Consider the following 12682-nt stretch of genomic DNA (forward strand, 5'->3'; position numbering starts at 1 on the left):
CGGAAGGAGCCCGGAAGCCGGGCGGAGGGGCTCAGAACCCGCGCCGCGAGCCGCCGTCCACCGGCACCATGATGCCCGTCAGGTACGACGCGGCCGGCGACAGCAGGAAGGCGGAGGTGCGCCCGAACTCCTCCGGGGTGCCGTACCGCCGCAGGGGGATCCGGGCCTCGTTGGCCGCGCGGGCCGCCTCCGGGTCCGGGGAGAGCGCGTCCAGTTCCCGCACCCGGTCGGTGTCGATGCGCGCCGGCAGCAGGCCCACCACGCGGATGCCACGCGGACCCAGCTCGTCCGCCAGGGACTTGGCGAAGCCCGCGAGGCCGGGGCGCAGACCGTTGGAGATGGTCAGGCCGGGGATCGGCTCGTGCACGGAGCCGGAGAGCACGAACCCGATGACGCCGCCCTCGCCGAGCTCAGCGGCGGCGGCGCGCGCCAGGCGCACCGCCCCGAGGAACACCGACTCGAACGAGGTCGCCCACTGCTCGTCCGTGGTGTCCGACACGAAGCCGGGCGCGGGGCCGCCCACGCTGATCAGGATGCCGTCGAAGCCGCCGAAGTGCTCCTTCGCGGCGGCGATCAGCCGGGTGGCGGCCCCGGGGTCCGCGTTGTCCACGGCGACCCCCACGGCGTTCTCACCGAGCGCTTCCGCCGCTCTCGCCACGCCGGTCTCGTCGCGTCCCGTGACGACGACCTTCGCGCCGTCGGCGACGAGTTCCCGCGCGCTCGCGTGGCCCAGCCCGCGGCTCGCACCGGTGACGACGTACACCCGGTCCTTCAGTCCAAGATCCATGCGCTTATCCTGCCCCCTCGTCCCCGAACAGGGCGAGGGCGGTGCCCACGAGGCCGATGTGGCTGAACGCCTGCGGGAAGTTGCCGAGCTGGTGGCCGGCCGCGGGGTCGTACTCCTCCGCGAGCAGGCCCACGTCGTTGGCGAGCCCCACCAGCCGTTCGAACAGCTCGCGCGCCTCCTTCGTGCGCCCTATCAGGTGCAGGGCGTCCGCGAGCCAGAACGAGCAGACGAGGAACGTGCCCTCGTCGCCCGGCAGCCCGTCGACGGCCGACTCCTCGGCGCTGTAACGGCGCAGGAGACCGTGGTGGCCCAGCTCGTCACGGACCGCCTCTATCGTGCCGATCACGCGCGGGTCGTCCGGCGGCAGGAAGCCGACACGCGGGATCACCAGCAGCGCGGCGTCCAGCTCCCGCGAGCCGTAGAACTGCGTGAACGTGTTCCGCTCGGGGTCGTAGCCCCGCTCGCACACCTCGCGGTGGATCTCCTCCCGCATCGCCCGCCAGCCGTCGAGGTCGCCCCCCAGTTCGGGCTCGGCCTCCAGGGTGCGTACGGCACGGTCCGCGGCCACCCAGGCCATCACCTTGGAGTGCACGAACTGGCGGCGGCCCCCGCGCACCTCCCACAGGCCCTCGTCCGGCTCCCGCCAGGCCGTCCTCAGGAAGTCCATCAGGGCGCACTGCAGCCGCCACACGTGCCGCTCGGGCGGCAGCCCCGACGCGCGGGCCAGCGACAGGGAGTTCATGACCTCGCCGTACACGTCCAGCTGGAGCTGCTGCGCCGCGTCGTTGCCGATACGGACCGGGGCCGAGTCGCGGAACCCCCGCAGCCACGGCAGCTCGTACTCGGGCAGGCGCCGTTCGCCGGCCAGCCCGTACATGATCCTGAGGTCCGCCGGGTCCCCGGCGACCGCGCGCACCAGCCAGTCGCGCCAGGCCACGGCCTCCTCCTGGTAGCCGCCCGCGAGGAGCGCGCCGAGGGTGAGGGTGGAGTCGCGCAGCCAGCAGTACCGGTAGTCCCAGTTGCGCACGCCGCCGACCAGCTCGGGGAGCGAGGTGGTGGGCGCCGCGACGATGCCGCCCGTCGGCGCGTAGATGAGGGCCTTGAGCGTGATCAGGGAACGGACGACCGCGTCCCGGTACGGGCCGTCGTAGCGGCAGTGGGACACCCACGCCCGCCAGTCCTCGACGCTGTGCCGGAGCGCCTCGAACGGGTCGACCTCGGGGGGAGGCGCCTCGTGCGAGGGGTGCCAGGTGAGGACGAACGCGACCTTCTCGCCCGCCCCGACGGTGAACTCGGAGTGCGTCGCCCGGCCCTCACCCCAGGTGTGCACCTCGGGTTCGCTGCGCAGCCACGCCGAGTCCGGGCCCGCGACCGCCACCCGGTGCCCGTCCGTCCTGCGCACCCACGGCACGATCGAGCCGTAGTCGAAGCGGAGCCGGAGCGTGCTGTGCACGGTCACCCGGCCCTCGAGCCCCTCGACGATGCGGACGAGGTCGGGGGCACGGTCACGCTGGGGCATCAGGTCCGTGACGCGGACGGCGCCCTCGTCCGTCTCCCACTCGGTGTCGAGGACCAGCGTGTCGTGATGGTATGCGCGCCGGGTGCACGCGCCCGCGCCCTTCGGGGCGATCCGCCAGTGGCCGTTCTCCTCGGTGCCGAGCAGCGCCGCGAAGCACGCCGCCGAGTCGAAGCGCGGCAGGCAGAGCCAGTCCACGGAGCCGTACCGGCTCACCAGGGCGGCCGTCTGGTGGTCCCCGATCAGGGCGTAGTCCTCGATGCGGGGGTGATTCTCGGTGCGGGGTTGGTCCTCGGGCGGAGAGCGGTCTCCGTCGCGGGCAGGGTCTCCGGTAAGGGGATGCACGGCTGCCGTCTTCCCTGCGACCTGGACGGTCAATCCGTGATCCGTGGCGTCGCGGGGGGAAGCGGGGACTCCGGTCCTACACCGTGGCGGGCGCCTTCTCCTGCTCGCCCTCGGCCGCGGCCGCCTCGGCGCGGTCGCGGAGCTCGCGGCGGACCAGGATCACCCAGCCGACGGGGACACCCGCGGCGAACAGCCACCACTGGACGGCGTACGCCATGTGCGGGCCGATACTGCTGTGGTCCGGCTCGGCTACCAGCTCCGGGCTGCCGTCCGCCGGCTTCGGGGAGACCAGTTCGACGTAACCGGCGAGGACCTCCCGGCCCAGCAGTTCCGTCTGCTGCTCGCTGTTGATGAGCATGACCTGGCGGTCGGGGAGGCCCTCGAGGTCCTTGATGCCGCTGTCGGCGGTCGTCTGGTCCGGCATCAGCCGCCCGGTGACCGTGATCTCGCCCGTCGCGGGCGCGGGGATGTCGGGGAACTCCGTCTGGGAGCCGTCCGCGGGGATCCAGCCGCGGTTGACCAGGAGCACCCGGCCGTCGTCCAGCACGAACGGGGTCAGGACGTGGTAGCCGACCTTGTCGTCGGAGTTCGTGCGGCGCCGGACGACGACCTCGTGGGCGGTGTCGAACCGGCCCTCCGCCGTCACCGGGCGGTACAGGTCGTCGTCGCCGACGGACCCGCCGGGCGAGGTCAGCGAAGTGACGGGGACCGGGTCGGCGTTCAGCGAGTCGGAGATGACCTTGTTGAGGGCCACCCGGTGCTCATGGCGGTGCAGCTGCCAGAAGCCCAACTCGATCATCGTCGGGATGAGCGCGAGCGCGACGAGGGTGACGATCACCCACTGCCGGGACAACAGGAAGCGGTACACCCCATGACGGTACCTCCCCGGGTCCGGGGTGCCCTCACGCGGGTGCGGCCGAGCGGCGCGCCGTGCCCTCCGGGCGGCTCGGGCGGCTCAGACCTTGTCGACGACTTCCGTCCTCCCCGTCGCGGTACGCGCGCAGTGCGCACAGCAGTACCACCGGCCCTCCACCTCCACGCCCTGATTGACGATCGGCGCACGGCAGTGCTCGCAGACGGGGGCCATGCGGTGGATCGCGCAGGCGAAGCAGTCGAAGACGTGCACCTCGCCCTGCGCGTGCACCTCGAACGTCATGCCGTACTCGTTGCCGCAGACTTCACACGATGCCATGCGCCACAGAGTGCGGCGCGGGCGCGAGAGGGGCGAGCGGACACCGGGCGAGTCGCCCGGCAATCACTCGTACGCCCGTCACTCCGTCACCTCGGTCCCGTCACCCCGGCACTCTCCCCCCGTCACCCCTCGGACGCCGGTTCCACGTCGCGCAGCAGTTGCCCGAAGGCCGCCTCGTCGATCACGGGCGTCCCGTACTGGCGTGCCTTGACCACCTTCGACGTGCCCGAGTCGGGGTCGTTGGTGACGAGGAGGCTGGTCAGCCGGGACAGGCTCGTCGCGACGTGCAGCCCGGCCTCGGTCGCGCGGTCCTCCAGCAGTTCGCGCTCGACCGACGTGTCTCCGGAGAAGGCCACCCGCATGCCCTGTTTGAGCGGTTTGCCCTCCTCGTAGCGGCCCGGGTTGGGATACGGGCACGCGGGGCGCTTGCGGGCCGGGCGCCAGCCGCCCGGCCGGTAGCCCCCCGAGGACTGCCGGCCGATGAGCGGCGCGGCCGACCACTCGGTGAGCGGACGGCACTCCAGGAGCGGCAGTCGCACGCCCCTGCTCACCGCCGCGTGCAGGCTCGGCCGGAACGCCTCCGCCAGGACGCGCGCGTCGTCCAGCGCGTGGTGCGCCCGCTGCTGTACGACACCGAAGTGGGCCGCCAGCGACTCCAGCTTGTGGTTGGGCAGCGGCAGGGCGAGCTCCTTGGAGAGCGCGATGGTGCACAGCCGCTGCCTCACCGGGGGCTCACGGTCGGCGCGCGCGTACTCCCGGGCGATCATCGACCAGTCGAAGACCGCGTTGTGCGCGACGAGCACGCGGCCGTCCAGCCGGGCGGCGAACTCCTCGGCGATGTCGGCGAAGAGCGGCGCGCCCTCCAGCACGTCGCTCGTCAGTCCGTGGATCCACACCGGCCCCGGATCCCGCTCGGGGTTCACCAGCGTGTACCAGTGGTCCTCGACCTCGCCGCGCGCGTCCAGCCGGTAGACGGCGGCGGAGATTATCCGGTCGTCCCGGGCGAGGCCGGTGGTCTCCACGTCGACGACCGCGTACCCCTGGGGATACGCGGCCGGCCAGGAAGTGTCGGACGCCGCGGTCGTACGGTCTTCGAGCATGGTCACTGAGGATACGGGCCGGGACTGACAGCGCGGTTGCCGCCGTCCCGGACACGGGAGGCTGCTGACTGTTTGCCAGGAATGGGCGGGATCGGGGGATTCACGCGCGGGATCGGGAGATACGTACGGACGCGGGCTGCCGTGCGCGTGCTCCGCGCGGCCGAGCGGGGGGAATCCCCGCCGTCCGCCGGGAACATGACGGACCCGCAGCGCGCCCGTGGAACGGCGCTCTGGCGGCCTCACCGCCTGCGCCGATCCGCTCACCAGCGGATCGGCACCGGCACCGCCGTCAGCAGGGCCGACACCGCGACGACCACTCCCAGCACCACGACCTCCGCGCGCGCCGGCGTGCAGGCGGTGAGCGGGTCACTCGCCCGGCTCAGCCGCAGCCGCGCCACCAGCGCCAGGGCGGCGACGACGACCATGAGCAGCAGCTTGGCCAGCAGGACGCGTCCGTACGCGGTCGTCGTCGACTGCTCCAGCACCGTCTCGGGCGGCATGCGGCGCAGGGTGCTGCACACTCCCGTCGCCGTGAGGGCGGCCAGCAGAACGGCCGCCACGCGCGCGTAGAGACCCAGCAGCGCGGCGCCCGACCCCTCCGCCTGCGACAACGGTTCCGCGCGCGTGCCGCGCCAGTGGCGCAGGGTCCGCAGGACGTACAGCAGCCCGCCCACCCACAGGGCCGCGCACGCGACGTGGACCAGGGTCAGCGCGCTGCCGACCAGCGGGCCGTGCTCCGTCGTGGGATGCGCCCGCAGCGCCTCGGCCACGGCGATCGCAGCCAGCGGCCAGACCTGTGCGGCCGGACGGCCGAAGAGGGCGCACAGGCCCGCCGCCGCGAAGGCGTTGACCTCCAGGAGGGCCAGCACGCCGTCCCGGGTCTCGTACAGGCCGCCCACGTCGATGTCGCCGACACCGGCGGGCACCAGGTTGCCGGTGGCCACGACCGAGGCGAGCCCCAGGGCGGCGAGGAACCCGGCGGCGGCCGCGTGCGGGGCCCAGCTCCGGGGCGCCCCCGTGGGCGCCCCGGGCACCCGGCGCACCAGCCGGGCCACGAACAGTTCGCCCGCCGGGACGCACAGGGCGGCGAACAGGACGGTGCGCAGCAGCGCGATACCGCCCGCGCCCGGTGTCTCCGCCTCACCCGTCCCGTCCAGCGCGGCGCGCGGCCCGAACAGCGGTATCAGCGCGGCGGCGGTCACCAGGACGAGCACGGCGACGGCGCGGACGACGCCTCCGCGCGGGCGGGCGCGGAGGGCGGCGTGGCGCGCCGTGCCGGCCGGGGCGGCGACCGCGCCGTGTTCCCCGCCGCCCCGGGGAACGCCCTCGTCGCCCCCACCCGTGCCGGTTGTCGGTCGTATCAAGCTCACCCCAGCACTTCACCAGTCGCCACAGAACCGGGCAAGTCCTGGGAAACGACCGGCCTCACGGGCGTACCGTGCACGCGCGCGTGGGCCGGACGGTACGCACCGCCCGGCCCACGCGTTCCAGCGTTCCCTCTGCTTGACGGAGCTCCCTCTACCTCACGAGGCTCCCTCTACTTCACGGCCTTGAGCGCGTTGACGATGCCGAAGCCGTAGAAGCCGTTCACCCGCTTGCCGCCCTCGCAGACGGCGTCCTGCGTGCCGTTGCCGTCCTGGTCGTACGACGCGGGGCAGCCCGGGTTGTCGGCCTGCGCCTTCAGCAGCGCCTGCAGCGTGACACCGGTCGCCCACGGGTGCTTCGACTTCAGCAGGGCGGCCACACCGGCGGCGTGCGGTGACGCCATCGAGGTGCCCTGCAGATACGCGTACTCGTTGCCCGGCATCGTGGACAGGATGCGGCCGTTCTGCGACGGGGTGTCCGGGATCTGGTAGCGCCCGTCACCGCCCGGGGCGGCGACGTCGATCACGCCGTTGCCGTAGGACGAGTAGTACGCCTTGTCGGCGTCCACGCCCGTCGAGCTGACCGTGACGACACCCGGGAGCTGGGTCGGCAGGTCGTAGCAGACGCTCGGGTCGACGGTGCGGTCCACCGGGGTGGAGTCGTTCGGGCTGGAGGTGTCGAGGATCTCGTCACCGGCGAGGTCGTGGTTGGAGTTGCCCGCCGAGGCCAGGTGCAGCAGGCCCTTCTTCTGGCCGTAGAGCTGCGCCCGGTTCACCGCGTCGACGATGGCCCGCTGGTCGGGGTCGGCCTTGCAGGCGTACATCCACGGGTCGACGTAGTAGCTGTTGTTCGTGATCTCCACGCCGTGGTCGGCGGCGAACATGAACGCGCAGACGACGTTCTCCGCGTAGAACAGCCCGCTGTCCGGGTCGCTCACCTTGATGCCCGACACCTTCACGCCCGGCGCGACACCGGCGACGCCGACGCCGTTGCGGGCGGCGGCGATCTCACCGGCCACGTGGGTGCCGTGGTAGTCGGCCGCGGTGTACGGGCGCCAGGCGCCCTCGCTGGTGTCCGCGACGCCGCCGACGCAGTTGGCCGACTGCGACTTGGAGAAGTTCGGGGCGAGGTCCTCGTGGGTGTCGTCGACGCCGGTGTCGATGACAGCGACGGTGACCTTCGGACTGCCCGGGTTGATCTTCGCGGCCTTGTCGGCGCCGATCGCCCGGATGTCCCACTGGTCGGCCTCCAGCGGCTCGCTGCCCGGCGTCCTCGCCGAGGCGGCCTCCACCTTCGCGAGCTCCGCGGCCGTCAGGTAGTCGGCGGCGCCCTCGTCCGTCGTCCCGGCGGGGGTCAGCGGCGAGGTGCGGGTGGCGCCCGCGGACTGCACGCCGCGAACGGCGCGGATCTCGTCGCCGAAGCCCGGGTCGGCGGAGTGCGCCACGATCACGCCGATCTTGTCGTGCGTGGTGACGACGGTGCCGCCCGCCTTCGCTATCGCCTTCTTCACCGAGGCGATGGTGAAGCGGTCCGTCCTGGTGTTGACGACATAGGCGAGCTCCGGCCCGTCCGCGGCGGCCGCTACGGACGAGGCCGCCGAGGGGGAGGGCGCGGCCGCGGCGACGCCCGGCAGGAAGCCGAGCGAGGCGGTGAGCGACAGCACGACCGGCACGGCCAGGGCGAGACGGTGTCTGGGGCGCGAACGAGCCATGGGATCTCCCCATCATCGGAATCATCGGGAACCTGAACCCCCGGCGGCGCGGGACCGGCCGGGCAGGTACATGACGGTTGGTGCAGGCTGAAGCTATCCCTCGTTTCCCTGGCCAGCAATGATTTCCGGCAGCGAGGACCGAAGAACAGGGAAACCCCTCACTCCCACCCGTACGGGGCCATCCGGGTGAAGGACTCGCGCGACGGCCCGTGCGGACCCGCGTGGCGACTTGCGAAAGAAGCGTGGCGCGATTGAACCGGTTCCCCCGCGGCGCCGTGACGTTGAGCATGGAGCCCGAGATCGCCCGGGCGCATGGACCCGCACCAGCAACGCGAGGAGACTCCGTGGCAACCGACGCACCGCCCCCTTCGAAGTCAGAGCACCGGCTTCCCCCGACGGAGGAGTTCGTCCGCGTCCAGGGCAGCGCGGACTTCGGTGAACTGCGCCGCTCCTACCGCTCCTTCGCCTTCCCGCTGACCGTCGCCTTCGTCGCCTGGTACCTGCTGTACGTACTGCTGTCCAACTTCGCGGGCGGCTTCATGGGCACCAAGCTCTTCGGCAACATCAACGTCGCCCTGGTGTTCGGTCTCGCCCAGTTCGTCACCACGTTCCTCATCGCCTGGTGGTACTCGCGGCACGCCGCGAGGAAGCTCGACCCGCAGGCGGAGGCCATCAAGACCCGGATGGAGGGCGGCGCGTGAGCCCCGTACAGCAGGTACAGCAGACCGTGCTCGCCGCGAACGAGGCCAGCGAGCACCGGCCGCTCATCATCTCCCTGTTCGCGGCGTTCGTCCTCGCGACCCTCTTCATCACCGTCTGGGCGGGCCGGCAGACCAAGGACGAGGCGGACTTCTACGCGGGCGGCCGCCAGTTCAGCGCCTTCCAGAACGGGCTCGCGGTCTCCGGCGACTACATGTCGGCCGCGTCGTTCCTCGGCATCGCGGGCGCCATCGCCATCTTCGGCTACGACGGCTTCCTCTACTCCATCGGCTTCCTCGTCGCCTGGCTGGTCGCCCTGCTCCTGGTGGCCGAGCCGCTCAGGAACTCCGGCCGCTACACCATGGGCGACGTCCTCGCGTACCGCATGCGCCAGCGCCCGGTGCGCACCGCCGCCGGCACCTCCACCATCGTCGTCTCGATCTTCTATCTGCTGGCGCAGATGGCGGGCGCGGGTGTCCTCGTCTCGCTGCTGCTCGGCATCACCAGCGACGCCGGCAAGATCGCCATCGTCGCCCTGGTCGGCGTGCTGATGATCGTCTACGTCACCATCGGCGGCATGAAGGGCACCACCTGGGTGCAGATGGTCAAGGCCGTGCTGCTCATCGGCGGCACCCTGCTCATCACCTTCCTGGTGCTGCTGAAGTTCGACTTCAACGTCTCCGACCTGCTCGGCTCCGCCGCCGAGAACAGCGGCAAGGGCGCCGCCTTCCTGGAGCCCGGCCTCCAGTACGGCGCGACCGCCACCACCAAGCTGGACTTCATCTCCCTCGGCATCGCCCTGGTGCTCGGCACCGCGGGTCTGCCGCACATCCTGATCCGCTTCTACACGGTGCCCACGGCCAAGGCCGCCCGGAAGTCCGTGAACTGGGCCATCGGCATCATCGGCGCCTTCTACCTGATGACCATCGCCCTCGGCTTCGGCGCCGCCGCCCTGATCTCCCAGGACGAGATCATCGAGTCCAACCCGTCCGGCAACACGGCGGCCCCGCTGCTCGCCCTGCACCTCGGCGGCGTCGACTCGGCCTGGGGCGCTGCCCTGCTCGCCACCATCTCGGCGGTGGCCTTCGCGACGATCCTCGCCGTCGTCGCCGGCCTCACCCTCGCCTCGTCCTCGTCCTTCGCGCACGACATCTACGCCAACGTCATCCGCAAGGGGAAGGCCACCGGCGCCGAGGAGATCCGCGCGGCCCGCTGGGCGACGGTGTTCATCGGCATCGTCTCCATCGCGCTGGGCGCCCTCGCCCGCGACCTCAACGTGGCCGGCCTGGTCGCGCTGGCCTTCGCGGTCGCCGCCTCCGCCAACCTGCCGACCATCCTGTACAGCCTGTTCTGGAAGCGGTTCACCACCCAGGGCGCGCTGTGGTCGATCTACGGCGGGCTGATCGTGGCCGTCGGCCTGGTGCTCTTCTCACCGGTGGTCTCGGGCGCGCCCACGGCGATGTTCCCCGGCGCCGACTTCGACTGGTTCCCGCTGAAGAACCCGGGCATCATCTCGATCCCGTTCGGCTTCCTGATGGGCTGGCTCGGTACGGTCCTCTCCAAGGAGGAGCCGGACGCCGACAAGTACGCCGAGCTGGAGGTGCGCTCCCTCACGGGCACCGGCGCCCACTGATCCCGGCGCGCTGATCGCCCCCTCTCGCCGACGGCCGTGTCGCTGGCCCCCGTACGTCGCAGCCAAGCGCCGTACGCCCCCGGGACACGGCCGTCGGCGCGTTACGCGGGTCCGGGCCCCGGGAGTTGTCCGTGCCGTCACGTAGGCTCGCAGGTGCCGGACAACCGATGATCCGTTCCTAGGGAGGGGGCCGACGTGCTCATCGACACCTACGGCCGGGTGGCCACCGACCTGCGGGTCTCGCTGACCGACCGGTGCAACCTGCGCTGCACGTACTGCATGCCCGAGGAGGGCCTGCAGTGGCTGGCCAAGCCGGACCTGCTCACCGACGACGAGATCGTCCGCCTGATCGGCCTCGCGGTCACCTCCCTCGGCGTCGAGGAGGTCCGCTTCACGGGCGGTGAGCCCCTGCTCCGCCCCGGCCTGGTGGGCATCGTGGAGCGGGTCGCCGCCCTCGCGCCGCGCCCGCAGATGTCCCTCACCACCAACGGCATCGGTCTGAAGCGCACGGCGACGGCGCTGAAGGCGGCGGGCCTGGACCGGGTCAACGTCTCGCTGGACACCCTGCGCCCCGACGTCTTCAAGACCCTCACCCGCCGGGACCGCCACAAGGACGTCCTGGAGGGACTGGAGGCGGCCCGTGACGCCGGACTGACCCCCGTCAAGGTCAACGCGGTCCTGATGCCGGGCATGAACGAGGACGAGGCACCGGACCTCCTGGCCTGGGCCGTCGAGCACGGCTACGAGCTGCGGTTCATCGAGCAGATGCCGCTCGACGCCCAGCACGGCTGGAAGCGCGAGGGCATGGTCACCGCGGGGGACATCCTCGCCTCGCTGCGCACCCGCTTCGAACTCACCGAGGAGGGCGCCGACGAGCGCGGCTCCGCCCCCGCCGAGCGCTGGCTCGTGGACGGCGGCCCGCACCGCGTGGGCGTGATCGCCTCGGTCACCCGCCCGTTCTGCCGCGCCTGCGACCGCACCCGGCTCACGGCGGACGGGCAGATACGCACCTGTCTGTTCGCCCGGGAGGAGACCGATCTGAGGGCGGCCCTGCGCTCGGGCGCCCCCGACGAGGAGGTCGCCCGTATCTGGCGGCTCGCCATGTGGGGCAAGAAGGCGGGCTCGGGCCTGGACGACCCGTCGTTCCTGCAGCCGGACCGGCCGATGTCGGCGATCGGCGGCTGACCTACGCCCGGTCCTCCCCGGGCGCCCGCCACTCCGTGAGCTTCACGACGTCCTTCAGGAACCCCCGCACACCCAGGAACTCCGACAGGTGCTCGCGGTGCTCCTCGCAGGCGAGCCACGTCTTGCGGCGCTCGGGGGTGTGCAGCTTCGGGTTGTTCCACGCGAGCACCCAGACGGCGTCGGCGCGGCATCCCTTGGCGGAACAGACGGGGGAGGAGGGGCCGGAGCCGGGGACGTCGAGAAGGTTCACGCCTCGACCCTAACGCGCTCGGACTCCGGGCGATCGCCGCCCCAAAAGGCGACGCCGAGCAGCCACGGGGGGAGCTGCCCGGCGTCGGTCTTGTCGCTCCGACGGGGGATGCGGAGCGCCTACGAAGTATGTCACGCGGAACCCGCTGCCCGGGACCGGAACAGCATGATTGATCTGAAGCAATTCCCCGGACCGCCGCGCGAACGGGTTCCGCTTGCGCCTGCTCAACCGCCGGGAGGACCGAGGTCAGAGCCGGTCCCCGGGCTCGCCGCGGGGCGCTCCCGAGTCGGCCGGCGCGTCCTCCGCACCGGCTTCCGCGCGGTCGTGCGCCGGCGGCGCGATCATCGGCCGCGCCGGCGGCGTCACGAACGTGGACGGCAGCCCGGGCGCGTTCTCCCGGCCCGCGTTGGCGATCACCACGGCGATGTAGGGGAGGGTCATCCCGAGCACCAGCGCGACGATCGCGACGTGCCGTTCGACGTTCCACAGGAGCGCGGCCGCGATCACCGCCACCGTGCGGAGGGACATCGAGATGACATACCGCCGCTGCCGGCCGCGCACGTCCTCGGCAAGGCCCTGCCGGGCTCCGGTGATCCGGAAGACCTCACCGTCGCGTCGCTTCCGCATCACGCTCCACCACCCACCCGCATCGGCCACTCCCCGGCCCGTGATCCGGTACCGACCCGGTCAGTGCAACAGGCCCGCACCAACCACCACATTACGCCGCGCCCCAGCGGCCCACGAGACCGGGGCACCTCCGCCGGGGATGCGCCGTAGCGCGTACGGCCCCGCCCGGCATGCGCCGTACCGCGCACCGGCCCACACTGGGCGTGACCTTCCACGTCGAGCGCCGGTCGGAGCCGACCCAGGCGCTTTCACGCGACATCCAGGGGACACCG

General features: G+C 72.2%; 12 protein-coding genes. 3 read left to right on the forward strand and 9 right to left on the reverse strand.

Features of this window, described 5'->3' with window-relative positions; all coding sequences use genetic code 11:
* Positions 1 to 31: 31 nt before the first annotated feature.
* The 7 genes from IEZ04_RS28305 to IEZ04_RS28335 all read right to left on the reverse strand — a co-directional run bounded on the left by IEZ04_RS28305 (position 32) and on the right by IEZ04_RS28335 (position 8016).
* On the reverse strand, positions 32 to 787 hold the full coding sequence (locus IEZ04_RS28305; RefSeq protein WP_189219820.1) for an SDR family oxidoreductase: 756 nt from the start codon (positions 785 to 787) through the stop codon (positions 32 to 34).
* 4 nt (positions 788 to 791) lie between these two features.
* Positions 792 to 2648 (reverse strand): glycoside hydrolase family 15 protein, encoded by a 1857-nt coding sequence (locus tag IEZ04_RS28310; RefSeq protein WP_268245691.1) that lies wholly within the window; start codon positions 2646 to 2648, stop codon positions 792 to 794.
* A gap of 76 nt (positions 2649 to 2724) precedes the next feature.
* Positions 2725 to 3516 carry an SURF1 family cytochrome oxidase biogenesis protein gene (locus tag IEZ04_RS28315; protein ID WP_189219821.1) on the reverse strand — a complete coding sequence of 264 codons (792 nt, stop codon included), beginning with the start codon at positions 3514 to 3516 and terminating at the stop codon, positions 2725 to 2727.
* An 87-nt stretch (positions 3517 to 3603) separates the two neighbouring features.
* Positions 3604 to 3840: a metallothionein gene (locus tag IEZ04_RS28320; protein WP_189219822.1), complete on the reverse strand. Its 237-nt coding sequence runs from the start codon at positions 3838 to 3840 to the stop codon at positions 3604 to 3606.
* A 122-nt stretch (positions 3841 to 3962) separates the two neighbouring features.
* Complete coding sequence (locus IEZ04_RS28325) at positions 3963 to 4940, reverse strand: DEDDh family exonuclease (protein WP_189219823.1); 978 nt, start codon at positions 4938 to 4940, stop codon at positions 3963 to 3965.
* Positions 4941 to 5200: 260 nt separating this feature from the next.
* The gene (locus tag IEZ04_RS28330; RefSeq protein ID WP_373296372.1) at positions 5201 to 6310 is read right to left on the reverse strand and encodes a CopD family protein; all 1110 of its coding nucleotides are present in this window, start codon (positions 6308 to 6310) and stop codon (positions 5201 to 5203) included.
* 167 nt (positions 6311 to 6477) lie between these two features.
* A complete protein-coding gene (locus IEZ04_RS28335; RefSeq protein WP_189219824.1) occupies positions 6478 to 8016 on the reverse strand; it encodes a S8 family serine peptidase in 1539 nt (512 codons plus the stop codon).
* A gap of 344 nt (positions 8017 to 8360) precedes the next feature.
* Here IEZ04_RS28335 and IEZ04_RS28340 point away from each other — a divergent pair, with 344 nt between their 5' ends.
* From IEZ04_RS28340 to moaA, 3 genes are all read left to right on the forward strand, one after another.
* On the forward strand, positions 8361 to 8717 hold the full coding sequence (locus tag IEZ04_RS28340; protein WP_189219825.1) for a DUF485 domain-containing protein: 357 nt from the start codon (positions 8361 to 8363) through the stop codon (positions 8715 to 8717).
* On the forward strand, positions 8714 to 10348 hold the full coding sequence (locus tag IEZ04_RS28345; RefSeq protein WP_189219826.1) for a monocarboxylic acid transporter: 1635 nt from the start codon (positions 8714 to 8716) through the stop codon (positions 10346 to 10348). The genes IEZ04_RS28340 and IEZ04_RS28345 overlap by 4 nt, the downstream gene beginning before the upstream one ends.
* Before the next feature lie 195 nt (positions 10349 to 10543).
* On the forward strand, positions 10544 to 11533 hold the full coding sequence (gene moaA, locus IEZ04_RS28350; protein ID WP_189219827.1) for a GTP 3',8-cyclase MoaA: 990 nt from the start codon (positions 10544 to 10546) through the stop codon (positions 11531 to 11533).
* A gap of 1 nt (position 11534) precedes the next feature.
* Here moaA and IEZ04_RS28355 read toward each other — a convergent pair whose 3' ends face one another.
* Positions 11535 to 11783, reverse strand: coding sequence for a hypothetical protein (locus IEZ04_RS28355; RefSeq protein ID WP_189219828.1), 249 nt, complete (start codon positions 11781 to 11783; stop codon positions 11535 to 11537).
* 246 nt (positions 11784 to 12029) lie between these two features.
* Positions 12030 to 12410, reverse strand: a complete 381-nt coding sequence (locus IEZ04_RS28360; protein ID WP_189219829.1) for a DUF3099 domain-containing protein — start codon at positions 12408 to 12410, stop codon at positions 12030 to 12032.
* Positions 12411 to 12682: the final 272 nt, after the last annotated feature.

It is taken from the genome of Streptomyces ruber (assembly GCF_014648075.1).
Lineage (GTDB): Bacteria > Actinomycetota > Actinomycetes > Streptomycetales > Streptomycetaceae > Streptomyces > Streptomyces ruber.